At 72.1% G+C, this 22,214-nt stretch carries 25 protein-coding genes; 11 read left to right on the top strand and 14 right to left on the bottom strand.

Annotation, left to right across the window (positions count from 1 at the left end; genetic code table 11):
* Nucleotides 1–186: 186 nt before the first annotated feature.
* Complete coding sequence (locus tag BHU15_RS31045; RefSeq protein ID WP_069630174.1) at nucleotides 187–966, bottom strand: hypothetical protein; 780 nt, start codon at nucleotides 964–966, stop codon at nucleotides 187–189.
* A 123-nt stretch (nucleotides 967–1,089) separates the two neighbouring features.
* On the opposite strand from BHU15_RS31045, the gene BHU15_RS31040 reads away from it, so the two are divergent.
* Entirely contained in the window at nucleotides 1,090–1,545 is a 456-nt protein-coding gene (locus BHU15_RS31040; RefSeq protein ID WP_069630172.1) for a winged helix-turn-helix transcriptional regulator, read from the top strand.
* A 37-nt stretch (nucleotides 1,546–1,582) separates the two neighbouring features.
* On the opposite strand, the gene BHU15_RS31035 is transcribed toward BHU15_RS31040, so the two are convergent.
* On the bottom strand, nucleotides 1,583–2,047 hold the full coding sequence (locus BHU15_RS31035) for a PaaI family thioesterase (protein ID WP_069630171.1): 465 nt from the start codon (nucleotides 2,045–2,047) through the stop codon (nucleotides 1,583–1,585).
* 64 nt (nucleotides 2,048–2,111) lie between these two features.
* Here BHU15_RS31035 and BHU15_RS31030 point away from each other — a divergent pair, with 64 nt between their 5' ends.
* The gene (locus BHU15_RS31030) at nucleotides 2,112–2,342 is read left to right on the top strand and encodes a DUF2277 domain-containing protein (protein WP_023542073.1); all 231 of its coding nucleotides are present in this window, start codon (nucleotides 2,112–2,114) and stop codon (nucleotides 2,340–2,342) included.
* Nucleotides 2,343–2,399: 57 nt separating this feature from the next.
* On the opposite strand, the gene BHU15_RS31025 is transcribed toward BHU15_RS31030, so the two are convergent.
* From BHU15_RS31025 to BHU15_RS31010, 4 genes are all read right to left on the bottom strand, one after another.
* Complete coding sequence (locus tag BHU15_RS31025; RefSeq protein WP_069630170.1) at nucleotides 2,400–3,077, bottom strand: DedA family protein; 678 nt, start codon at nucleotides 3,075–3,077, stop codon at nucleotides 2,400–2,402.
* A 329-nt stretch (nucleotides 3,078–3,406) separates the two neighbouring features.
* Nucleotides 3,407–3,844: a DoxX family protein gene (locus BHU15_RS31020; RefSeq protein WP_023542075.1), complete on the bottom strand. Its 438-nt coding sequence runs from the start codon at nucleotides 3,842–3,844 to the stop codon at nucleotides 3,407–3,409.
* A 317-nt stretch (nucleotides 3,845–4,161) separates the two neighbouring features.
* Nucleotides 4,162–5,850 carry an alkaline phosphatase D family protein gene (locus tag BHU15_RS31015; RefSeq protein ID WP_069630169.1) on the bottom strand — a complete coding sequence of 563 codons (1,689 nt, stop codon included), beginning with the start codon at nucleotides 5,848–5,850 and terminating at the stop codon, nucleotides 4,162–4,164.
* A 123-nt stretch (nucleotides 5,851–5,973) separates the two neighbouring features.
* Nucleotides 5,974–6,639 (bottom strand): HNH endonuclease family protein, encoded by a 666-nt coding sequence (locus BHU15_RS31010; protein WP_023542077.1) that lies wholly within the window; start codon nucleotides 6,637–6,639, stop codon nucleotides 5,974–5,976.
* Nucleotides 6,640–6,892: 253 nt separating this feature from the next.
* Here BHU15_RS31010 and BHU15_RS31005 point away from each other — a divergent pair, with 253 nt between their 5' ends.
* Entirely contained in the window at nucleotides 6,893–7,630 is a 738-nt protein-coding gene (locus tag BHU15_RS31005; RefSeq protein WP_023542078.1) for an ABC transporter permease, read from the top strand.
* Nucleotides 7,631–7,712: 82 nt separating this feature from the next.
* Nucleotides 7,713–7,904, top strand: coding sequence for a DUF1918 domain-containing protein (locus BHU15_RS31000; RefSeq protein WP_069630168.1), 192 nt, complete (start codon nucleotides 7,713–7,715; stop codon nucleotides 7,902–7,904).
* Between the two features lie 24 nt (nucleotides 7,905–7,928).
* Here BHU15_RS31000 and BHU15_RS30995 read toward each other — a convergent pair whose 3' ends face one another.
* A complete protein-coding gene (locus BHU15_RS30995; RefSeq protein ID WP_069630167.1) occupies nucleotides 7,929–8,612 on the bottom strand; it encodes an HAD-IA family hydrolase in 684 nt (227 codons plus the stop codon).
* Nucleotides 8,613–8,766: 154 nt separating this feature from the next.
* Nucleotides 8,767–9,720: a peptidoglycan-binding domain-containing protein gene (locus BHU15_RS30990; RefSeq protein WP_107422964.1), complete on the bottom strand. Its 954-nt coding sequence runs from the start codon at nucleotides 9,718–9,720 to the stop codon at nucleotides 8,767–8,769.
* A gap of 198 nt (nucleotides 9,721–9,918) precedes the next feature.
* On the opposite strand from BHU15_RS30990, the gene BHU15_RS30985 reads away from it, so the two are divergent.
* Complete coding sequence (locus BHU15_RS30985) at nucleotides 9,919–11,964, top strand: MDR family MFS transporter (protein WP_069630165.1); 2,046 nt, start codon at nucleotides 9,919–9,921, stop codon at nucleotides 11,962–11,964.
* A 12-nt stretch (nucleotides 11,965–11,976) separates the two neighbouring features.
* Here BHU15_RS30985 and BHU15_RS30980 read toward each other — a convergent pair whose 3' ends face one another.
* A complete protein-coding gene (locus tag BHU15_RS30980; protein WP_069630164.1) occupies nucleotides 11,977–12,474 on the bottom strand; it encodes a GNAT family N-acetyltransferase in 498 nt (165 codons plus the stop codon).
* A 116-nt stretch (nucleotides 12,475–12,590) separates the two neighbouring features.
* On the opposite strand from BHU15_RS30980, the gene BHU15_RS30975 reads away from it, so the two are divergent.
* From BHU15_RS30975 to BHU15_RS30965, 3 genes are all read left to right on the top strand, one after another.
* Nucleotides 12,591–13,205 (top strand): hypothetical protein, encoded by a 615-nt coding sequence (locus BHU15_RS30975; RefSeq protein WP_069630163.1) that lies wholly within the window; start codon nucleotides 12,591–12,593, stop codon nucleotides 13,203–13,205.
* A complete protein-coding gene (locus tag BHU15_RS30970; protein ID WP_079128481.1) occupies nucleotides 13,205–13,747 on the top strand; it encodes a hypothetical protein in 543 nt (180 codons plus the stop codon). Before BHU15_RS30975 ends, BHU15_RS30970 begins: the two co-directional genes overlap by 1 nt.
* 113 nt (nucleotides 13,748–13,860) lie before the next feature.
* Nucleotides 13,861–14,970 carry a serpin family protein gene (locus BHU15_RS30965; protein WP_069630162.1) on the top strand — a complete coding sequence of 370 codons (1,110 nt, stop codon included), beginning with the start codon at nucleotides 13,861–13,863 and terminating at the stop codon, nucleotides 14,968–14,970.
* A gap of 38 nt (nucleotides 14,971–15,008) precedes the next feature.
* Here BHU15_RS30965 and BHU15_RS30960 read toward each other — a convergent pair whose 3' ends face one another.
* Together BHU15_RS30960 and BHU15_RS30955 are read right to left on the bottom strand one after the other, a co-directional pair.
* A complete protein-coding gene (locus BHU15_RS30960) occupies nucleotides 15,009–15,254 on the bottom strand; it encodes a DUF6221 family protein (protein WP_174566071.1) in 246 nt (81 codons plus the stop codon).
* Between the two features lie 4 nt (nucleotides 15,255–15,258).
* Nucleotides 15,259–15,633, bottom strand: a complete 375-nt coding sequence (locus tag BHU15_RS30955; RefSeq protein ID WP_069630160.1) for a winged helix-turn-helix transcriptional regulator — start codon at nucleotides 15,631–15,633, stop codon at nucleotides 15,259–15,261.
* 91 nt (nucleotides 15,634–15,724) lie between these two features.
* Here BHU15_RS30955 and BHU15_RS30950 point away from each other — a divergent pair, with 91 nt between their 5' ends.
* Entirely contained in the window at nucleotides 15,725–16,600 is an 876-nt protein-coding gene (locus BHU15_RS30950) for an NAD(P)-dependent oxidoreductase (protein ID WP_069630159.1), read from the top strand.
* Here the strand turns inward: BHU15_RS30950 and BHU15_RS30945 are convergent.
* Nucleotides 16,584–17,684, bottom strand: coding sequence for a DUF2330 domain-containing protein (locus tag BHU15_RS30945; RefSeq protein ID WP_069630158.1), 1,101 nt, complete (start codon nucleotides 17,682–17,684; stop codon nucleotides 16,584–16,586). The two genes, BHU15_RS30950 and BHU15_RS30945, sit on opposite strands and share 17 nt — an antisense overlap.
* Nucleotides 17,685–17,903: 219 nt before the next feature.
* Between BHU15_RS30945 and BHU15_RS30940 the strand changes: the two genes are divergently transcribed.
* Together BHU15_RS30940 and BHU15_RS30935 are read left to right on the top strand one after the other, a co-directional pair.
* Nucleotides 17,904–20,042, top strand: a complete 2,139-nt coding sequence (locus tag BHU15_RS30940; protein ID WP_381975837.1) for a bifunctional glycosyltransferase 87/phosphatase PAP2 family protein — start codon at nucleotides 17,904–17,906, stop codon at nucleotides 20,040–20,042.
* A 31-nt stretch (nucleotides 20,043–20,073) separates the two neighbouring features.
* The gene (locus BHU15_RS30935) at nucleotides 20,074–20,568 is read left to right on the top strand and encodes a GNAT family N-acetyltransferase (RefSeq protein WP_069630157.1); all 495 of its coding nucleotides are present in this window, start codon (nucleotides 20,074–20,076) and stop codon (nucleotides 20,566–20,568) included.
* A gap of 105 nt (nucleotides 20,569–20,673) precedes the next feature.
* Here BHU15_RS30935 and BHU15_RS30930 read toward each other — a convergent pair whose 3' ends face one another.
* Both BHU15_RS30930 and BHU15_RS30925 read right to left on the bottom strand, forming a co-directional pair.
* Nucleotides 20,674–21,555, bottom strand: coding sequence for an ECF transporter S component (locus BHU15_RS30930; protein WP_069630156.1), 882 nt, complete (start codon nucleotides 21,553–21,555; stop codon nucleotides 20,674–20,676).
* Nucleotides 21,552–22,214 (bottom strand): ATP-binding cassette domain-containing protein (locus tag BHU15_RS30925; protein WP_141726915.1); only part of this gene is annotated, 663 nt, incomplete at its 5' end. The genes BHU15_RS30930 and BHU15_RS30925, both read right to left, overlap by 4 nt.

Raw genomic sequence — 22,214 nt, 5'->3', positions numbered from 1 at the left:
GGCACCTCTCCCCCGTAGCCCTTCGGGCACGGGAGGTGCCCCCTGCGTTGTCGGAGTCGGCCGAGTACGTCCAGTACGAGGCCGATCCTCCGCCTTGCGATGCACCGCACCAACGTGACATCAGCCGCTCCGCGGCGGGCGCCGGCCCCGCCCTGCGGGCGGACGGCGCTACTTTGAAGACAGGCCCTAGGTCCTGTCCGGCCGATCCGCCAGGGCGTCCAGCGCCCGCTCGCGCAGCCGGGGCATGTCCCGCGCCACCAGGCCGGGGACCGTCTCGTTCCAGTGGGCCGCCGCGGACTCCAGCGCGCCCGTGAAGGAGCGGTGCAGGGAGCGGGCCGCCAGGCGCAGGGCCACCGCCGTCAGCGGGCGCGGCAGCGAGCGGCCCCGCGCCGTCAGCGACACGCGGATCGCCCACCGGCCGTCCGGGAGCCGGTGCGGTGACGCCCGTACGGTCGCAACGCCCAGGCGGTGGTCCAGCCGTGCTTCGAGCGGCGCTGACGCGGTGCCCGGGCCCGTCCCGGCCGCCGCCGTCCACCAGTCGTCCAGCCGCAGCTGGGACGTCCCTGTGGCCCGTGTCAGCGACGCCCACCGGGTCCCGGACGAACGTATCGAACCGCGCAGCCCCGCGGTCCGCGGGTGTTCGACGTCCCGCAGCACCCCCTCGATCTCCGCCGTCACCGCGCCGTCGGAGATCGTCTGGGCCGCGCGCACCGCCGAACGCCGGTCCCACTCCAGGACCCGCACCCGTATCCGCGCCGCGTCGTCGTCCACCTCGTACACCGCGCCCACGCGCAGATGACCGCCCTCGGCCAGGCGGACATCCGGCACCCGGCGGCCGTCCGCGAGGAACAGCCGCCCGCCGTCGGCGCGGGTCCGCGCCACCAGGTCGTAGAGCGTGAGGACCGCCTGCTCGAACCAGCGGCGCGGCACCGGCTCGACAATCACCGTGTGCTGGAGGTGGACCATGGCGCCCAGCATGAGCGGCGCTGGCCCCGTCCCGGCAGCCCCGGTCCGGGCAGCCTGTACGGGCGGCGGTTGCCGGGTCCCGGCAGGGCGCCCGGCGGAACGCCCGGCTCCTACACTCGGCGCATGCGGTGGAACGAGATCGGTGACGTCGACTGTTCGGTCGCGCGAGCCCTGTCGGTGGTGGGGGACCGCTGGACGCTGCTCGTGCTGCGCGACGCGTTCCTCGGCGTACGGCGCTTCGAGGACTTCCGGGCGAACACCGGCGCCTCACGCCCCCTGCTGACCGAGCGGCTGACCACGCTCGTGGAGCACGGGGTGCTGCGGCGGGTGCGCTACCAGGGGCGGCCCGAGCGGTACGAGTACCGGCTCACCGAGAAGGGCGTCGGTCTGTACCCCGTGATCGTGTCCCTCCTCACCTGGGGCGACCGGTGGATGGCGGGCGACGACGGCCCGCCCGTACGGCTGCGCCACGAGACGTGCGGGCACACGACGACGCCCCGACTGGCCTGCCCCGACTGCGGCGAGCCGATCGACCCACGCGACGTACGGCCGGTGCTGCGGGCCGAGAGCACCTCCTGAGCAGCTCCAACTCCCGCGCCGTGTCCGGCGCCGTGTGTCAGAGACCGCGGCCCTCTTCGGGGCGCAGGATCATGCACGTCGTCGTCGCGTGGGCGATCAGCTTGCCGCGTTCGTCCGTGACCCGGCCCTCCGCCGTCGCCGTCCGCCGGCCCACGTGGATCGTCGTGCCCACCGCCGTGAGCCGCCCCGCGTCCACGGCGACGCCGCGGATGTAGTTCACCTTCAGCTCCAGCGTCGTGAACCCCACACCCGACGGAAGCGTCGTGTGCACCGCGCAGCCGAGGGCCGAGTCGAGCAGTGTCGCCGCGATACCGCCGTGCACCGTCCCCAGCGGGTTCGCGAAGTCGGGCTTCGTGCTGAGCGACAGCACCACGCGGCCCTCCTCCAGCTCGTCGAAGGTCATGCCGAGCAGCCGTCCGATCGAGGGCCGGTCCGTGGGCTGCTTCGCCGCCCAGCGCAGCAGTTCGAGTCCGGTCATCGCGGTGAGATCGGCAGTCGTCATGCGCCAGAAGTTATCAGTTCTGTTTCTGAACCCACCAGGGCCGGTGATCGGTCACACTGGAGGTATGTGCCGCAGCATCAAGACTCTCCGTCCGCCCGTCATCCCCGAAGAGGCCACCGAGGAGGAGATCAGGGCCGCCGCCCTTCAGTACGTACGCAAGGTCTCCGGCTTCCGCGCGCCCGCGGCGCACAACCGCGAGGTGTTCGACCGGGCCGTCGAGGAGATCGCCGCCTCCACGATGCGGCTGCTCGACGGCATCGAGGTACGGGGCGCGGCTGCCCGGACCCACACCTGACGCCGCACGCCTGAGGCCGCGCGCCTGAGGTCGCACACCTGAGGCCGCCCGGACGGCTCAGACGACCGGGGCCGGGACCTGCCCGCGTGCGCCGTCACGGCGCCGCGCCGGGCGGCGCACGATGTACGCGGCCACGGCCCCCGCCGCGAACAGCGCCAGCAGGGACACCGCCGCGCCGAACCAGCTCGCCCCGAGCCACTGCCCGCCGAAGTAGCCCAGCCCTACGCTGTAACCCGTCCACGCCACGGCCGCCAGCGCCGACCAGGGCAGGAACTCCTTCACTCTGCGGTGCGCCGCGCCCGCGCTCAGCGAGACCACCGAGCGGCCCGCCGGGACGAAGCGCGCGATCACCACGAGGATCCCGCCGCCGGTGAGGGACGCGCCGAGGCGTTCCTGCGCGGTGGTCAGCCGCCGGGAGCGCGCGATGGCGCGGGCCAGCCGGTCCCCGCCGCGCCAGGCGAGGCGGTACGCGACGAAGTCACCGATCACGGAGGCGACGGCCGCGCACACCATCAGCACCAGCAACGAGGGCACCTCCTGCGGCACATGGGCCACGTGCGACACCTTGCCCGCCGCGTCGGCGACCGCCGAGGTGCCCGCCGCCGCCGCCGTGGCGGCCGTGATCACGAGCACACCGCTGGGCAGCACGGGCAGGAACACGTCCAGGAGCACGGAGAGCGCGACCACGGCGTAGATCCATGGGCTGCCGGTCAGCGCGCCCAGACTCTCCAGCACTTTCGCATTCCCCGTTTCCGTAACGAAGCCGAAATCCCCCGGCCTCGTATCCCCCTGACCGCCGGCCCCTTCGCGCGAGGTGAAGAGAGGGTGGCTGTCAGCCATACAGCGTACGCCTGTGTGGTGGACCACCTTCCCACGGGGCGGGTGTTGTCCACCTCCTGTTTGTCGGATGGCTGAGATCGGGGAATGGCCGAATGTGGGCGCCCGGCAGAGTCTGCCGGACAGGAAGGCGCCCGGACCCCGTCGAAACGGGATCCGGGCGCCTGTGCCGCTGTTCGAGTTCTCCGACGCCGATCAGGCGGCGGAGCAGGTGAGCTGACCGTCCGTCAGGCCGCGACCGCCGTGGGCTGGTCGCGGCGCTCCGGCTCGCGTGTGCCGCGCGTGCCGATGAGCCGGTCCAGCGAGAGCGCGCCGGGGCCGACGAAGACGATCAGCAGAAAGGCCCAGCAGAATATCGCCGAGGCCTCGCCACCGTTCTGCAAGGGGAACAGCCCGTCGGGCTGGTGGACGTTGAAGTAGGCGTACGCCATGGAACCCGAGGCCACGAACGCGGCGATCCGGGTACCCAGGCCGAGGAGGACCAGGCTGCCTCCGACGAGCTGGATGACTGCGGCGTACCAGCCGGGCCAGGTGCCGGCTTCGACCGTGTCCTTGCCGAGGACGCCGAAGAGGGTCGCGGCGCCGTGGCAGGCGAAGAGCAGTCCGATCACCATGCGGAAGAGTCCGAGGGCGTACGGCTGCGCGTGGTTGAGACGTGTTGACATGGGGGGTGAGGCTCCTTCGGTTCGGGACGTAACCGACGAGATGCCTCACGGTAGGCAGCCCCAAGGAATGCTTGCAAGTTCAACATCCCGCCAACGGGTACTTCTCGGCCGAACGTCCGTTCTCCGGTGCGAAGATGAGTTCATGGCCTCTGACCTGCCTCTTCCGAAGAACTTGTCGCAACTGCGACGGAGATCCCGTTCCGTATGACATGGGCAGACCAATGCCCGGTACGGAGGAACCGGGCATGGCGCCGCACATGCGGATGAAGAGGTCCGTAAGGGGGTGTACGTACGGCTCCGAAGTCACCCCGGTGCCACTACGGCGCCAACTCCCGTTCGTCGACGGTCACCAGCCGCGCCGCCGCGCCGGACTCCCCTTCCCCCTCCCGCACCTGTGCCAGGCTCAGCCGCGCGGCCCGTCCCCGCAACGTCAGCGTCATCAGCTGATTACCGAACCAGGGACCGCCGGTCTTCCCCCACGTGACCGACTGGGAGGCCACCCGGCCGTGCCGGGCGAACGCACGCCCCAGCCGCCGGCCGACCCTGCTCCAGCCGAAACGGAAACCGAGGCGGATCGAGAGCGGGATGGAGTTGTGCACGGGGGAGCAGGTGAGCTGGACGACCCGCGAGCGCGGCTGATCCGTGCGCCAGAGCGGCTCGGCGACGTACGCGTGGTGCACGTCGCCCGACAGCACACAGACCGTCGCCGGAGCGTCGGGCCCGCTCCCCACCTCGGCGATCAGGTCCGCCAGCTTCTCGAACGACGTCGGGAACGCCGCCCAGTGCTCCAGGTCCGCCGCCCTGCGCAGCTTCTCGCCGAAACGCGCCCAGCGCGGCCCGCGCTCGCCCCCGGCCAGCGCGGCGTTCCAGCTCTCCGCGTCGTGGACCAGCGGCGGCAGCAGCCAGGGCAAGGAGGTGCCGATCAGGAGGTGGTCGCGGTCGCCCGGATCGGTCAGCGCCTGGTCACGCACCCACCGCGCCTCGTCCGGGTCCAGTATTTCCCGGTCCCCCTCCGCCAGGACGCGGGCCGCCCGTGAGTCGACCATCAGCAGTCGTGTCCGGCCGAAGTCGCGGCGGTAACTCCAGCGCACACAGGCCGGATCGGCGTCGGCCTCGACGGCGAACTCCCGCAGCCGCGGCGTGCCGTCCGACTCCGCCCGTACGGCGGCGTACAGCTTGTCGGCGGCCAGTTCGGCGGGGGAGAGGTTGCCGAGGTGCTGATACACCCAGTACGACATCAGGCCGCTCAGGATGCGCTCCCGCCACCACGGCTTCGTCCGCATCTCGGCCAGCCAGGACGCGCTCGTGTTCCAGTCGTCGATCACATCGTGATCGTCGAAGATCATGCAGCTCGGCACGGTGGAGAGCAGCCAGCGGACCTGGGGGTCGCTCCACGACTCGTCGTAGAGGTAGGTGTACTCCTCGAAGTCGGCGACCTCCGCGCCCGGCGGCTCGGCCAGATCGCGGCGCCCGGCCAGCCGCCGGCGCGTGGCCTTCGACGTCTCGTCGGCGTACACCTGGTCGCCGAGGAGGATCAGGACGTCCGGGCGTACGGCTCCGGGGTCGGCCGCGAGCGCCGCGGCGAGCGTGTGGAGGGCGTCGGGCCCGACCGGGTCGGGCTCACCGACCGGCGCGGAGGCCCAGCGGCAGGAACCGAAGGAGACATGCAGCTCGGGGGTGCCGGTGCCCGGGGCGCCGGTGCTCGGGGTCGCGGCGCCCGGCGTACGGATCACGCTCGGCGGGAACGGGGAGTCCTCGGGCGGCCAGACGCGTACCTCGTCCAGCAGCACCTCGTACGCGACCGTCGTACCGGGGGTCAGCCCGGTCACCGGGATCAGGGCGTAGTGGTGCCCGGCGATCAGGAACGTGCGCGACGAGCCGTGCGCGCCGCCCTCGCAGCGGACCTCGGCCGTGCACGGCCGGTCCGTCTCGACCCAGATCGTGGCCGTGCCGGCGGATTCCCCGTCGACATAGCGCAGCAGTGGTCCCAGGCGCAGCCCGGTCATGATGGTGCCTCCTCCGTCGCCCCGTACGGTACGGAACGACGGAGGGGGCCGACCAGGTTCCGGGCGGTGACAGGCGGCACGGCCACCTGTCACCGGTGGATATCCGCTGGTCTGAGGCTGTTGTCAGCAGCCGTTGAGGACGCTCTGCAGCTTGGTCTTCTCGGCCGAGTCGACGCTCAGGTTGTAGGCGTGCTTCACGTCCACCCACATGCGGGCGTACATGCAGTGGTACGCGGCGCGCGGCGGCATCCACTCCGCCGGGTCGCGGTCGCTCTTGGACTGGTTGACGTTGTCGGTGACCGCGATCAGCTGCGGGTTGCCCATGTCGTTGGCGAAGGCCTGGCGCTGGGCGGTCGACCAGCTGCTGGCGCCGGAGGTCCACGCCTCGGCGAGCGGAACCATGTGGTCGATGTCCACGTCACTGGCGGCGCTCCAGGTCGCGCCGTCGTACTCGGAGTACCAACTGCCGCTGGTCGCCGCACAGCTGGAGTTCGTCACGACGTTCGAGCCGTCGCGCTTGAGCACCGTCTCGCGGGTGTCGCAGGAGCCCGACTGGGTGATCCAGTGCGGGAACAGGTCGCGACTGTAACCGCTGGTGGAGCCCTCGGCGCGGACGGTCAGCTGACCGAGGTAGGTGCGCGCGGTGGAGGCGGCGATCGGGGTGGGCGGGGAAGCCTGGGCGGGGGTCGGGGCGACGAGCAGCGCGGTGGCCGAGACCAGCGCGGCGGACGCGGCGATAACGGCTATTCGACCGGCGGGACGGCCATGACGCGCGTAGATACCTGACATGAGAACTCCCTTGTCGTGGGGGCTGGAAGCTGACCGATCGGAAACCGTGTGGGGCCGGACCCGAACGCGCTCATCGTCGCGGTGCCGCATTGCTGTGAGGTGGGCACCAGGTAACAGGGTGACGACATGGGCACGTCACATCAAGAGTTTTGGGGTGTCGGTCGTGAGTACGAGGGGCGTCAACACCGCGCTTGCGGGCGCTATCTGACGTACGGGCAAAATGTCCGCCAAGGATTGAGGTTGGGTGGGGCGCATGTTGCTGAAGGTTGATGTGACGTTCGGAGTCGTCCTGGCGGTCCTGCTGGTCGCCGCCACCGGGACCGCCGCGCTCGCGCACCTCGGGCGGGCGCGCGAGATCGCGACCGCCGGGGTGCGGGCGGCGGTTCAACTCGGCGCGGTCTCCCTGGTGATCGGGTGGGTCGTCGGGTCCGTGCCGGCGCTGCTGGCCTTCATCGTGCTCATGTACGCGGTGGCCGTACGCACCGCGGGGCGCCGCATCACCGCCAACGGGACCTGGTGGTGGGCCGCGGTGCCGATCGGGGCGGGGGTCGCGCCGGTGGTCGCGGTGCTGCTGCTCACCGGGCTCGTACCCGTCAAGGGCATCGCCCTGATCCCCATCACCGGCATCCTCATCGGCGGCGCGCTCACGGCGACGGTGCTCGGCGGGCGGCGCGCGCTGGACGAACTCGGCGCGCGCCGGGGCGAGGTGGAGGCCGGGTTCGCGATCGGTCTGCCCGACCGGGACGCCCGGCTGGAGGTGGCGCGCCCGGCGGCGGCCGACGCGCTGCTGCCGGGGCTGGACCAGACGCGGACGGTGGGGCTGGTGACGCTGCCGGGCGCCTTCGTCGGGATGCTGCTGGGCGGCGCGTCGCCGCTGTTCGCGGGCGCGGTGCAGCTGTTCGTCCTGGTGGCGCTGATGGCGGTGCAGGCGGTGGCGGTGAGTGTGGTGCTTGAGCTGGTGGCGCGGGGGCGGGTGCACCGGGAGGCGTGACCGGACCGTGGCCCGTGCCGCGTCCCGGCGGGTCGCCCACCGCCCGCGACGGGCGGACACTGGAAGGAGAGGAGGCGGATCCATGGATGCGAACAAGGGAGACCGGCTGGTCGTGCACGGCCGGATCGTCGGCGAGCAGGACCGGGTGGTGGAGGTCGTCGAGGTACTGGGACCGCCCCACACGCCGCCCTTCCGGGTGCGTGACGAGCGCGGTCATGAGTCGATCCTGGTGCCGGGCCCTGATTCAGAGGTGGAGCACCGGGGGCACGGGTAGCGGAGAGACCGTGGGCGCCGTGGGTCAGGCGCCCACGTGGACCTCGAACGTGCCGTCCGGCAGGGGGGCCGTCACCCGTACGTCCGTGAGGTCGTACGTGTGAGCCGTCGGGGACAGTGAAACCGCCCGCGGGCCCACCCCCAGCACCCGCATGCCCGCAGCGCGCGCGGCCGTGATGCCCGCGTCGGAGTCCTCCAGCGCCAGGCAGTCCGCCGGGTCGACGCCCAGTTCGGCGGCGCCCTTCAGGAAGCCCTCCGGGTCCGGCTTGCTCGCCGAGACGTGCTCCGCGGTGACGCGGGTCGCCGGGATCGGGAGGCCGGACGCGGTCAGGCGCGCCGTCGCGAGGGCTTCGTCCGCCGAGGTCACCAACGCGTGCGGCAGCCCGGCGATCGCCGCCATGAAGGCGGGTGCGCCGGTGACGGGGACGACGCCGTCCAGGTCCGCCGTCTCCTCGGCCAGCATGACCCGGTTGTCGGCGAGGTTCAGCTCCATCGGCCGGTCCGGCAGCAGGACCGCCATCGTGAGATAGCCCTGGCGGCCGTGGACGACCTTCAGGGCCTCCTCCGGGTCCAGGCCGTGCTCGACCGCCCACCGGCGCCAGCAGCGTTCCACGACGGCGTCGGAGTTGACCAGGGTCCCGTCCATGTCGAGCAGTAGCGCGCGGACGGTCAGGACGGTGGTCGTCGTGGTCGGGGCGTTGGCCGGCATCGGCGGACTCCAAGCGGGGGATGAGCGCAGGCAAGAGCGGCTCCCGCCCGCCGGTCAGGGACACGGACGGGAACCGCTTTGTTCAATGACTATACAAAGTGGCCACGGGATCACGCCACCCCGGCCCTGTTCCGGACCGCCTCGAAGACACGGCCTACTCGTCCCCCCGGCCGTGTCCGCCGCCGCCACCGCGGCCCCGGTCCCGGCCGTTGCCGCTGGTCTCCGCCTCCAGTGCCCGCCGGGTGTCCGGGCCGTACACGCCGCCCGGGTCGCCCTCGATGCTCTTGTACGACTGGTAGACGCGGACCGCCGCCTCCACGCGTTCGCCGAAGCGGCCGTCGTAGTCGTCGTCGTAGAGCCAGATCTCCGACAGCCTGCGCTGAAGCTCCTCGACCTCCGCCCCGCTGTCCCCCCGCCGCAGAGTCGCCCCGGAACCCGCCTCCGGCCCCTGCGTCGTCCGCGTGCCGTCCGACGCCGATGCCGGTGCCGAGGGGGTGTCGGGGTCCGTGCCCGGTGAGGACGCTCCGTCCTCGGCCGGTTCCGAGGCGGACGCGCTCGCCGTGCCCGTACCCGTGCCCTTGGCCGAACCCGAAACGGTCGTCGACGGGGACGCGGGCCCCGGCGCGGACGCGGACGTGGTCGACGACGCCGACGGGTCCGGCCGCGCGCTCGCCGTCGGCAGCCCCGAGTTCAGGTCGGACGTCGCCTCGTCATCCCCGCCGTCCCCGGTGAACAGCCCCCCGGCGAACGACGCCGCGCCGATCACCGCCACCACCGCCGCCGCTGTCAGCGCCACCCGCGCGAACCTCCTGCGCCCACCCGTCCGTTCCGGATCGGCCGCCGCCGCGCCCGGCGGCGCCGTCCGCAGCCCCGGCAGCGACAGCCGCATCGTCTCGGCCGGGTCGGCGCCCTCCGACCGGTCGCCCTCAGCCTCGCCCTCGCCCTCGTCGTACGGCGGCAGCAGCGAGGGCGGCGGCGTGGACGGCGTGGCCCCGTCCGGTTCCTTCAGCGCCACGTACGGCCGTATTCGCAGCGGGTGGAAGTCCTCGGCCGCCGCGATCGCCGCCCGCTCCGAGCAGTCGCAGCCGGCCCCCGGTCTGCCGTACACGTCCCGCGGCGTACCGCATTCGGGACAGAGCTGTCCGGTCAATGTGGGTCCCCTCCCATGAACTGTCAGCGATTATGCAGCCCGCCCCCGCGCCGCCGGAGGTGGGCCGTGCCGCCCACCGCGTTCGGCAGGACATAACAGGCCATAAACCGGCAGAACAATCAGGATGGGGGCAGACGCAGACCCGAGGAGACGCCGATGGCTCAGGAAGTGAGCACCCCGCCCCCGAGCCCGGTACCCGGCGAGGGCCTCAGCCGGCGGACCATCTTCGTCTCCATCGGCGCCCTGCTGCTCGGCCTGCTGCTCGCCGCGCTCGACCAGACCATCGTCTCCACCGCGCTGCCCACCATCGCCAGCGACCTCGGCGGCCTCGACCATCTCTCCTGGGTCGTCACCGCGTATCTGCTCGCCTCGACCGCCGCCACCCCCCTGTGGGGGAAACTCGGCGACCAGTACGGCCGCAAGAAGCTCTTCCAGACCGCGATCGTGATCTTCCTCGTCGGCTCGGCCCTCTGCGGCATCTCCCAGAGCATGGCCGAACTCATCATCTTCCGCGCCCTGCAGGGCCTCGGCGGCGGCGGCCTCATCGTGCTGTCGATGGCGATCGTCGGCGACATCGTCTCGCCGCGCGAACGCGGCAAGTACCAGGGCCTGTTCGGTGCCGTCTTCGGCGCCACCAGCGTCCTGGGACCCCTGCTCGGCGGGCTGTTCACCCAGCATCTGAGCTGGCGCTGGGTCTTCTACATCAACCTTCCCATCGGCGTCGTCGCCCTCGCCGTCATCGCCGCCGTCCTGCACATCCCGGTGCGCTCCACCAAGCACACCATCGACTACCTCGGCACCTTCCTCATCGCCGCCGTCGCCACCTGCCTCGTCCTCGTCGCCTCGCTCGGCGGCACCACCTGGCCCTGGGGCTCGGGCCAGATCATCGGCCTCGCCGTCCTCGCCGTGATCCTGCTCGTCCTCTTCGTCCGGGTGGAGCGGCGGGCCGCGGAGCCCGTACTGCCCCTCGGGCTCTTCCGGATCCGGACCTTCGCGCTCGTCTGCGTCATCAGCTTCATCGTCGGCTTCGCCATGTTCGGCGCCATGACCTATCTGCCGACGTTCCTCCAGATCGTGCAGGGCGTGTCTCCCACCCTGTCCGGTGTGCACATGCTGCCGATGGTCTTCGGGCTGCTTCTCACCTCCACCGTGTCCGGCCAGATCGTCAGCCGTACCGGCCGCTGGAAGGTCTTCCCGATCGCCGGCACCGGCATCATCGCGATCGGACTGCTGCTGCTCCACCAGCTCAAGGTCGACAGCAGCACCTGGGAGATGAGCGTCTACTTCTTCATCTTCGGCGCGGGACTCGGCCTCGTCATGCAGGTGCTCGTGCTGGTCGCGCAGAACTCGGTACGTTACGAGGACCTGGGCGTCGCCACCTCCGGCGCGACCTTCTTCCGCTCCATCGGCGCCTCGTTCGGTGTCGCCATCTTCGGCACGATCTTCACCAATCTGCTGCGGAACAAGCTCACCGACTCCCTCGCCGGGAAGCCGCTGCCGCCCGGCGTGAGCCCGGGAGAACTCGCCTCCGACCCGCGCTCCGTGGGAAGTCTGCCGGCCGCCGTACGGTCCGGGGTGCTCCACTCGTACGCGACGTCCATCACCGACGTCTTCCTGTTCGCCGTGCCCGTCGTCCTCGTGGCGTTCGTCGTCTCCTGGTTCCTCAAGGAGGACAAGCTGCGCGGCTCGGTGACCGCCCCCGAGGCCACCGAGACCCTGGCCAGCAACCCGGTCGAACGCTCCTCCCGCGACGAGTGCGCCCGCGTGCTGTCCGTGCTCGGCACCCGCGAGGGGCGCCGGCGGATCTACGAGAAGATCACCGAGAGATCCGGGTACGACCTGCTCCCGGCGGCCAGTTGGCTGCTGCTGCGCATCCGGCGCCACGGGGTGGTCGAGCCCGCCCGGCTCGCCGACACCACCCCCGTACCGCTGTCGGTCATCAACGACGCGTCCCGGCAGATCGAGGAGCGCGGCCTGGCCCGCCGGGACGGGGTGGGGCTGGTCCTCACCGAGCACGGTCTGGACGTGGCGAGGGTGCTGGCGCGGTCGCGGGAGGAGTCGCTGGCCGAGCTGCTGGGGGACTGGTGGGGGCCGGACCGGCCGACGGATCTGGTGCGGCTGGTGGAGGAGCTGAGCGACGAGCTGGGCGGGTCGGACGCGGAGCGGCCGGGGAGGGAGCCGCGTGGCGACCACTCGGTGTGAGTGGGGAAGAGGCTATCGAGGGCCCTTGAGGTCCTTGCCGAACCAGATCTCCCGGTAGGGGCCTTCGTTGTACGCCGGGATCTCGTCGTAACCGCACGCGGCGTACAGGCCCCGCGCCTCCACCAGGTCCAGCCGCGTGTCGAGCACGATCCGCGTCGCGCCGAGCCCGCGGGCCGCCTCCTCCAGCGCCGCGAGGAGCGCGCGACCGCCCCCCGTGCCGCGTACGGCGGGACGGACGTACACCCGCGTCAGCTCGGCCGTACGTGACCCGGGCCCGGGGAGCAGCAGTACGCCGCCGCACGACTGGGGCACGCCGCCGTACCGCCCCACGACGAACTCACCGGTGGGCGGGGTGAGTTCGTCGGGCGGGTCGTCGGCCAGGCCCTCGTCGATCTCCGCTTCCGTCGCCGGGCGCCGCCAGTAGCGGCTCGCGACCTCGGCGTAGTAGTCGCGGCGCAGCCGGGTGGCCTCGGGGGCGGCGAAGGACTCGGGACGGACGATCCAGTTCATGGGATCTCCCTATCCCGGGCCGGCGCTGTTTGGCGAGCCGATTCCGGGCAACCCGACTTCCTGAGGCGCCCCTTCACCGGAACACGAGTCGAATCCAGGAATCCAGGAAGGCAACCATGTCCACTGTCCTGATCGTCGTCGCGCTGATCGTGGTGGTCGCCGGCGTTGTCGCCGCCGCCCTGTACGGGACCGGCAAAGGTGGCGGACGCGGCGGGCTGAAGCGGCGGTTCGGCCCCGAGTACGAGCGTGCCGTCAACCGGCACCACGGAGATGTCAAGGCCGCCGAGAACGAGCTGGCCGAGCGGGTCAGGCGCCATGGCGAACTGCGCCCGCGCCCGCTGCCCGCCGAGGCGCGTGACCAGTACGTCGCCCACTGGGCCGGTGTCCAGGAGCGTTTCGTCGACTCCCCGCGACAGGCCGTCGTGGAGGCCGACAAGCTGATCTCCCGGCTGGCTGCCGACCGGGGCTTCCCGGACGCCGAGCAGCACGCCGACCACCTCGACGCGCTCTCCGTGCACCACGCGCACGAGGTGGACGGCTACCGCAGGGTGCACCAGGCGGCCTCGGAGGCGGGCCACGACGCGAGCACCGAGGAACTGCGCGAGGCGATGGTCGCGGCGCGCCGGCTCTTCGAGCGGCTCGTGCTGGACGCCAAGGAGGACAGCCCCCGGCACCGTCCCGGAATCCCCGGCCGGAGCCCCGCACTGAGGCCTAAAGGGAGTGGTGTGTGATGACGTACGACGCGAAGGAACACGACGAGGGTGGGCGCGCGATCAGGAGTGAGCGCGGCAGCAAGCCCGTGACGCCGGTCGTGCCGCTGTCAGAGACGGAGAGCGCCGGTGCCGGCGCCGGCGGGGACGCGGGAACCCGGCCCGCGAGGCCGACGGCGCCGCCCCCCACGCCTCCTCCGACGGCGTCTGCCACAGGGACCGCGCCGGCGCGTGGGACCGCGCCCGGCCGGACGCCGGAGGCCACGCCGGAGCAGGCGCCCCGGCTGATCCCCCAGGACGAGTGCGACAAGCTGAACCTGCGCCTCCAGGAAGCGTTGTCCACCTTCATCGACGGGCCCAGGCGCTCGGTCGAGGAAGCGGCGGACGTACTGGAGGACGCGGCCAAGCGCCTCACTGCGGCCCTCGCCGAACGGCCCCGCGCCCTGCGCGACAGCTGGGACGCGCACGGCGCCGGCAGTGACGGGCCGGCGGCCGACACGGAGGATCTGCGGCTCGTGCTGCGGAGCTACCGCGAGGTCACGGAGCGGCTGCTGCGGATCTGAGGCGCCAGGCGCCGGGAGAATCCAAGAACCCGAGGACGGCCGCGTTGGGACCGCGGCCGTCCTCGTCCCACGTCCCGGCGGGGTGCGCGGGCCGCTCGTCGTACGCTCACCGGATGGGACAGGTGACAGGACTGACGACATACGCCGGGGCGATGCAGACGCTCGCCGAGCGATGGCTGCGCGTACGCGGCGAGGGTGAACGGGCGGGCGTGGACGGCGACTTCGTCTGTTCGCCCGCCGGGCTGTGGCTGGCGCTCGGCGCGGTGACCGCCGGGGCCCGGGGCGAGACGGCCGATGAACTGGCCGGCCTGCTGGGGCTCGACGGCGACGTCGCCGAGGCCGTGACCGACAGCGCCCGTGCGCTGGCCCGGACGGAGCAACTGGCCGTGGCCACCCGGGTGTGGAGCCGCGTCCCGGTCTACCGCGCGTACCGGGAAGCCCTTCCCGACATCGCCTTCGGTGACATGGATCCCGCCGGGATCGACACCTGGGTACGGGAGGCGACCGGCGGGCTGATCGAGAAGCTGCCGGTGGACATCGACGCGGGCACGCTGCTCGCGCTCGTCAACGTCCTTGCTCTGAAGGCGCGTTGGGAAGACCCCTTCGAGCCGATGGCCACCGCCGACCTGCCCTTCACGGACGCGGCCGGGTCGGTACGTGACGTACCGACCATGCGCAAGCAGCTCCGTGCGGGCGCCGCGTGGACGGTCGACGGCACACAGGTGGTCGAACTGCGCTGCGAGGGCGGCAGGTCCGCCGTGCGGGTGCGGTTCGTACTGGGCGAGGAGGGGGCGAGGGCGGCGGACGTCCTGCCCGCCGCGTGGGCGCCCGCGTCGCGCCGTACCGTGATCGACACCGAGGTGATCAGCCTCGCGCTGCCGCGGCTCGAACTCCGTACGACGACCGACATCACGCCCCAACTGGCGGCGCTCGGCGTGAGGTTCGCGACGAGCGGCGCCGCCGACTTCTCGGGTCTCTCGCCGGAACGGCTCGCGATCGACCAGGTCGTGCAGGAGGCGGTGGTGAAGGTCGCCGAGCTCGGCGTCGAGGCGGCGGCGGTGACGGCGATCTTGATGCGCGCGGGGTCGGCCCCGCCGACGCGCGTGGTACGGATCGCCTTCGACCGCCCGTTCGGCGTGACGATCCTGGACGGCACAGGCGAGGCCCCCCTGTTCGCGGCCTGGCAGTCGACCACGCCCCGGGGACCGGTGGCCGCAGGCTAGCCCACCCGGCCGCACCTATACCGGCCCACGGCCCGTCGTCACCGCTTCGCCCGACGGCGGGCGCGCGGTCGTGCGGCGCGTCGTACGGGCTCAGGGGTGTCGCGGGAGTAGTCGGGGTGACCGGCGTAGGGCGAGGCGAGGTCGAGCAGGTCGTCGCACGGCCAGGTCTCGCCGTCGTACCGGCAGTCGTCCCGGTTGTCCCACGGCACATGGCGGGCCAGCACGCGCCGCTTGGCCTCCTCGTCCAGCCGTGCGTGGAGGAACGGCACCAGGTCTCGGCTCATGGGGTCATCCGACCGGCTCGTCGACCGCGGCCGGGACCTTCTCGGCGCCCATCCGGCGCATCCGTTCCGTGCCCCATTTCCCCAGCGAGGACAGCGCGGTGTTGAGCGAGACGCCCTGTTCCGTCAGGGAGTACTCGACCTTCGGCGGCACCTGGCGGTACACCTCGCGGTGCACCAGGCCGTCCTCCTCCATCTCGCGCAGATGCTGGATCAGCATCTTCTCGCTGACGCCCGGCAGACCGCGTCGCAGCTCGGCGAAGCGGCGGGTGCCGTAGTTGTTCAGTTCCCAGAGGATCAGCGGCTTCCACTTGCCGGCGACCACGTCCATCGCCGCGTCGATGCCGCAGAAGTAAGGGCCACGTCGTGCCGACTTCGCCATGCGCTCCCCAAGACGTACTTACCTGAGAGTGGGTACCCGACCAAATAGTCCGTACTGGTCAACTCTATCGGCCACGGCGAGGATCGACCCCATGACAACTGACGACAGCGTTCAGGTGAGTGTTCTCGGGCTGGGGGCGATGGGCACCGCCCTCGCCGGTGCCCTGGTGGAGTCCGGATACGCGACGACCGTGTGGAACCGGTCCGCGGGGAAGGCGGACGGGCTCGTCGCGCGGGGTGCGGTGGCCGCCGGTACGGCCGGCGGTGCCGTTCGGTCGAGCCGGGTGGTGGTCGTGTGTCTGCTCGATCACGAGTCGGTCCATGAGGTGCTCGATCCGCTCGCCGGGGAGCTGGCCGGGCGGACGGTGATCAACGTGACCACGACATCACCCGCGCATTCGAGGGAGTTGGCCGCCTGGGCCGAGCGCGCCGGGGTCGCGTATCTGGACGGCGGCGTCATGGCCACGCCGTCGATGATCGGCCGGCCCGGGTCCTCGATTCTCTACAGCGGTTCGGCCGATGTCTTCCACGAGTGCAGGCCGCTGCTCGACGTGTGGGGGACCAGTGCCTACTTCGGCGAGGACGCGGGGCTGGCGTCCCTGTACGACCTCGCCCTGCTCGCCGGCATGTACGTGATGTTCGCCGGATTCATGCACGGGGCCGCCATGGTCGCCCCGGCCGGCGTCACGGCGGGCGAGTTCGCCGCGAGGGCCGCGCCGTGGCTGGCCGCCATGACCAGCACCTTCGACGGGCTCGCCGAGGTCGTCGACGGCGGGGACTACACCGTCGACGGACAGCAGAGCCTCACGTTCTCCAGCCTCGACGACATCCTGGCCGCCAGTTCCGACCAGGGCATCGGTACGGAGGCCGTCGCCATGGTCCAGCGGCTCATCCACCGCCAGATCGACGCGGGTCACGGCGAGGAGGGCTTCGCCCGGATCATCGAGAGCATCAGGCAGCCGGGGTGACGGACGGCCGGCGGCGTACCCGTAGCACCGCCGTCGCGACCACCAGCAGGATCAGCACCGCGAACACCCCGCCCACCGTGACCAGCCACGCCGGGACGCCCGCGAACTCGCGCAGCTTCTCGTCGTAGTGGATCTGCCGGTACGGCGTGTCCGACGCCGTCGCGCGCAACTCGTGGTCCGCGTCGATGCGTTCGGGCTGGGGGAAGTACTGGTCGATCGCCGTGAGGAACGGCCGTCCGCCGCCCGTCAGTTCGCCCACGGCCGGTGACCCGGCCGCCGGGACGCGCCCCGCGAACCGAACCTTCGGCGCGTCGCCGCCGATCGCGTCGCGCGGTTCCATCCGGTGGTCGGCCAGCACGTACAGACCCAGTGACTGCGGCTGGTCCGCCAGCCGGGACAGGCGCATCGGGTAGATCAGGCGGTCGCTCCCGAAGCTGATCCGGAGCGGGTCCAGCGTGCCGCTCAGGGTCGCGCCGTCCTCCTCCGGGGCCAGGCGCACCGCCACGTACTCCCACTCACGCTCCACGTACGGCCGGAGCCCCGTGGCGAGGTCGGCCGGCAGGTCGAAGCCGTTGATGTCCAGCCAGTCCCCGAGCGCGTCCGGGTCCGTCGCCGTCAGGCGGGCCACGTCGAAGTCGCCGAGGCGTTCGCGGCCGACGACTCCGACCGGGGGCGCCGTGGAGCCCGGCAGCGGCGCGCCGGCCGACAGGCCGTCGCCGTCCGGGGCGAACGGCCAGTCGCCGCCGCGCGGCCAGAAGTAGTACCGGGTGCGGAACTCCGGCGCCGTGAGGTCGTCCAGCTCCGAGAAGAGAGCCGGATCGCCCAGTTCCACATCGGCGCGGCCCGGCACCGGCATGATCCACGCGGCCTCCCGCGCGTCCCCGTTCACCGTGAAACGCATCACGATCTGCTCCGTGGCGCCGTCCCAACGGACCACCGACGTCTCCCTGTCGACCCCCATCGTGGCCTGCCGCCCGGGCACCATCGCGCCGCAGCCGCACGCGTACGCCGGCGCGACCAGTGATCCGAGCTGCGTCAGAAGCAGCGCGCAGACCACCAGAAACACCCGTTGAGCCTTCCGCATCCCCCGTGCCCCCGTTTCGCGTCAACCCAACGCCTCAGACGGGCGAGCACGCCGTTCCGGTTCCGCGTGCGGACTGTGGTGTCATCGGTGCTTTCATCTGCATCCGGACAAAAGACGGATGACACTCAGGCGAAGAGGGGGTTGCCTGAGTCTCCACAGTGGGGGAATGCGAGGCTCATGACCCAGGGTCGAGGGTTGGAAACGGAGGGTCGGCGCGGCGTGGTGAATGCGGAGCAGGGTGTGCGGGGCAGTACGGCGGCAGGGAGCGGATTCGGGGTCGCGGGGAACGGGCACGGCGTCGCGCGCGCGGTGCTGTGGGCGCTGGCGGCCGGTCTCGCCGTACGCCAGACGGTGGCGGTGCTGCGGCTGCCCCCCGGTGAGCGGCTGCTCGACCTGGAGACCTGGATCGGCGAGAACGGCGTCCTGCACGTGTCCGGCTCGCTGTACGAGAGCGGCAAGTTCACCGGCACGCCCTTCGCCGGCCTGGTGCTCAAACCACTGGGGCGGGCCGCCGAACACGCCCTCGGTGTCGCCTGGACGCTCGGCACACTGCTGCTCGTCGTGGCCCTCGGCCTCGTCGCGGCGCGCGCCCTGCCGGGCACGGTGTCACGCCGTACGCGACTGCTCGCCGCGCCGGTCGCGATCAGCCTGCTCATGCTGTCCCTGCCGGTCCGCAACAGCTTCCATCTGGGGCAGACGAGCATAATCCCGGTGCTCCTGGTCCTCCTCGCCTTCTTCGTCGCGCGCGGCGACCGGGGCGAACCGGGCCCCGGCATCCTCATCGGTCTCGGCGCCGCCCTCCAGCCCGCCGTACTGCTGTTCGCCCCGCTGCTGTGGCTGACCGGCCGCCGACGCCAGGCCCTCACCACCGTCGGGACTTTCGCGGCCTGCACCGCGCTCGCCTGGGTCGCGCTGCCGAGCGACTCGTGGACGTACGTCACCCGCCATCTCGCGGGCGCGGGCCTCGGCGAGAGCCCCGACAGCCTCGCCAACCAGTCCCTGCACGGCGCGCTCCTGCGGTTCGGCCTCGAAGGGCCCCTGGAGATCGCCCTGTTCGTCGTACTGGCCGCCGCCGTCTGCTTCGTCGGGCTGCGCCGCGCCGCGCGCTACGCCCTGGACGGGCAGCTGCTGCTGGCCGTCGCGATCACCGGCTGTGTGGCCGTCGCGGTCTCGCCCACCGCCTGGCAGCACCAGCTCGTGTGGGTGCTGCTCGCGCTCGTCGGCCGGGTCGGCACACGGGCCGCCGACCGGCCCGTGTGGCCGGTGGTCGTGGTGATAGTGATGACGCTGCCGGGCAGGATGATGCTGCCCAACATGACGGTCCTGCACCCCGTGCGGGACAACGTGCTGCTGATCACGGCCCTGGCCGCCGCCTGCGCCGTACCGTTCCTCACCCGTACCTCGCCGTTCTTCGAGCGGCCCATCCCGACCACGTACGCGAAGCCCGTCGCCGCGCGCTGGAGACGGGTGCCGCTCGCGCCCTTCTGGCGGCGGCTCGTCAGCCGGCCGAACCTGCTGCTCGAACTGCTCGCCATCCGCGTCGGCTACTCCGTCTACTCGCACATCCGCGCCGCCGCCACCGGCGGACGCGAGGCCGCCGAGTCGCACGCGCACCAGGTCATCGCCATCGAGGAAGCGCTCGGCATCGACATCGAGCGCTGGGTCAACCACGCGGTGGTGAAGGCGAAGTGGGCGGAAGGATTCTTCGACTTCTACTACACCTCGTTCCACTTCGTGGTGCCGCTCGCCATCCTCGCCGTCCTGTACGTACGACGGCCCGCCGACTACCGCTGGGCCCGCGCCTCGCTCGCCTTCGCCACCCTGCTCGCGCTGCTCGGCTTCTGGCTCTACCCGCTGGCGCCGCCGCGCCTGATGCCGGGCCTGGACTACATCGACACCGTGCACGGCCCGCAGGACCTCGCCAACCCCGACTACGGCCCGATGACCACCATCACCAACCAGTACGCGGCGATGCCGTCGCTGCACTTCGGCTGGTCGCTGTGGTGCGGGATCGTGATCGTGCTGCTCGCGCCCAAGCTGTGGATGAAGCTGCTGGGGCTGCTGCACCCGCTGTTCACGGTCTGCGCGATCGTCGCCACCGCCAACCACTGGGTGCTGGACGCGGTCGGCGGAGCGCTCGTCGTGGGCGTCGGCTTCACCCTCACGTACGTCCTGGCGGGGCCGCGCCGGCTGGAAGGGGTGACGCCGGCGGCGGCGCCGCCGGTGTGGCGGAAGAGGTCGGGCGGATCCGGCACGGGTGACGAGGGCCCGGGTGGCGCGGACGCGGACAGGAAGGGGTCGGGCGACATGACCGCGCCGGGGCTGCGGGATCCCGGCCCGAAGTCGGCGGCGCGATAAATCACTTGATCGGGCCTTATACCTTCTCCGTATGACGACGACCACGCTCCGTCTGGAGAAGATCACCCCCGAGAACTTCGAGGTCGCGACCGGGGTGAAGGTCCGCCCCGACCAGGAGCATCTGGTCGCCCCGGTCGTGAAGTCCCTCGCCGAGGCGTATGTGCACCAGGACACCGCCTGGCCCCGGCTCATCCTCGACGGCGACCGGGTCGTCGGCTTCCTGATGGCCTTCCTCGACATCGACTTCGCCGGGGACGGCACGGGCAAGGACATCCGTTCCGGGCTGTGGCGCCTCAACATCGCCGCCGGTGAACAGGGGCGTGGCTACGGCCGCTTCGCGGTCGAGTCCGTCGCCGCCGAGATCCGCCGCCGCGGCGGCACCCGGCTGACCGCCACCTGGGAGCCCGCGGAGGACGGGCCCGAACGCTTCTACCTGGGGCTCGGATTCCGGCTGACGGGGGAGACCAGCGGGGGCGAGACGGTCGGCGAGCTGGAGGTGGGACCGGAACCGGAACCGGCCCCCTGACGTCCCCTCAGGAGCGGGATCGACCAGTCCCGCGGCCCATCGCGTGCGGGTGGGAACAGGGGGACGGACGAGGAGTGGTGGCGGTGGCGGTGCGCCGTGGGGACCCTACGGCGGGGGCCGGCCTCCGGGGCCCGGATGGCCTCCGGCTGCGCTGACGGGAGCCCCCGCCGGGTCCTGGAAGGTGACGTCCGCGTCGAACGCGGCGCGGCGCGTCGCCCGGCGCAGCGCCTTGAGGACCGTGGCGCCGATCGTCAGGGTCAGTACGACGGTGAGCGCCGCCCGCCCCAGGTCCCAGCCGAAGGACGTCGCCGCGCAGTACGCGAGGAAGCGCACCAGATTCTCGTGGACCGGGTCACCGGGCTGGAACGAGATGCCGGACGAGAGCCCGCCGATATAGGTCCAGCCCTGAAGATTCATGATCGTGCCGTACGCGAAGGCGGCCAGCGCCCCGTACGCCGCGAGCATCAGCGACTCCCCGCGCCCGCGCAGCCGGTCCGGGCCCGGCAGCAGGCCCGCGCCCATCGTGAACCAGCCCATCGACAGCATCTGGAACGGCATCCACGGCCCGACGCCGCCCGTCAGCAGCGCGGAGGCGAACATCGTCACCGAGCCGAGGACGAAACCGAAACCGGGACCGAGGACCCGGCCGCTCAGCACCATCAGGAAGAACATCGGTTCCAGCCCGGCCGTCCCCGCGCCGAGCGGACGCAGCGCGGCGCCGACGGCGGCCAGCACGCCGAGCATCGCGACCGCCTTGGCGTCCAGTCCGGAGTCGGCGATCGTCGCGACGACCACGGCCACCAGGAGCGGGAGCAACGCGGCGAAGAGCCAGGGCGCGTCCTGGGAGTGGGCGAGCCCGGAGGCGGAGTCGGCGAGCAGCGGCCACCCGAAGGCGATGACGCCGATCGCGCTGACGAGGACGAGCGCGGCGACGGAGCGGGGGCCGAGGCGTACGGGGCGGGCCTGGGGATCAGGTGTGGTTTTCACGCCGGGTCCTCCGCCGCCATCGCCCGGGCTACCTGGGACACCGTCAGCCACTCCTGCGGGGCCAGGATCTTCGCGACCTGGGGCGCGAACGCCGGTGAGGAGACCACGACTTGAGGGGTCGGTCCGTCGGCGACGATCTCACCGTCGGCCAGGATCACCACCCGGCGGGCGAGTTCGGCGGCCAGTTCCACGTCGTGGGTGGCCAGCACGATGGCGTGTCCCTCGGCGGCGAGCACGCGCAGGACGTCCACGAGGCGGGCCTTCGCCGCGTAGTCGAGTCCGCGCGTCGGTTCGTCCAGGAGCAGCAGCGGGGGCCGGCCCGTCAGTACGATCGCCAGCGCGAGGGCGAGGCGCTGCCCCTCCGACAGATCGCGCGGGTGCGTCGCGTCGGGCACGCGTGGCAGCAGTTCGTCGACCAGCGCGCGGCAACTGCCGGGCGGGGCACCCGCGTCGGTGTCCGCCGCCGCGCACTCGGCGGCGACGGTGTCCGCGTACAGCAGGTCGCGCGGCTCCTGCGGGACGAGCCCGACCTGGCGGATCAGCTCGCGCGGATGCGTGCGGTGCGGGGTGCGCCCGCCGACGGTGACGGAGCCGGACGACGGCTCGACCAGGCCGACGAGGGTGGCGAGCAGGGTGGACTTGCCCGCGCCGTTGCGGCC

Origin of the sequence: Streptomyces niveus, from assembly GCF_001723055.1 — a bacterium.
Taxonomy (GTDB): Bacteria; Actinomycetota; Actinomycetes; order Streptomycetales; family Streptomycetaceae; genus Streptomyces; species Streptomyces niveus.
This window is presented reverse-complemented; position numbering and strand designations above follow the sequence as displayed.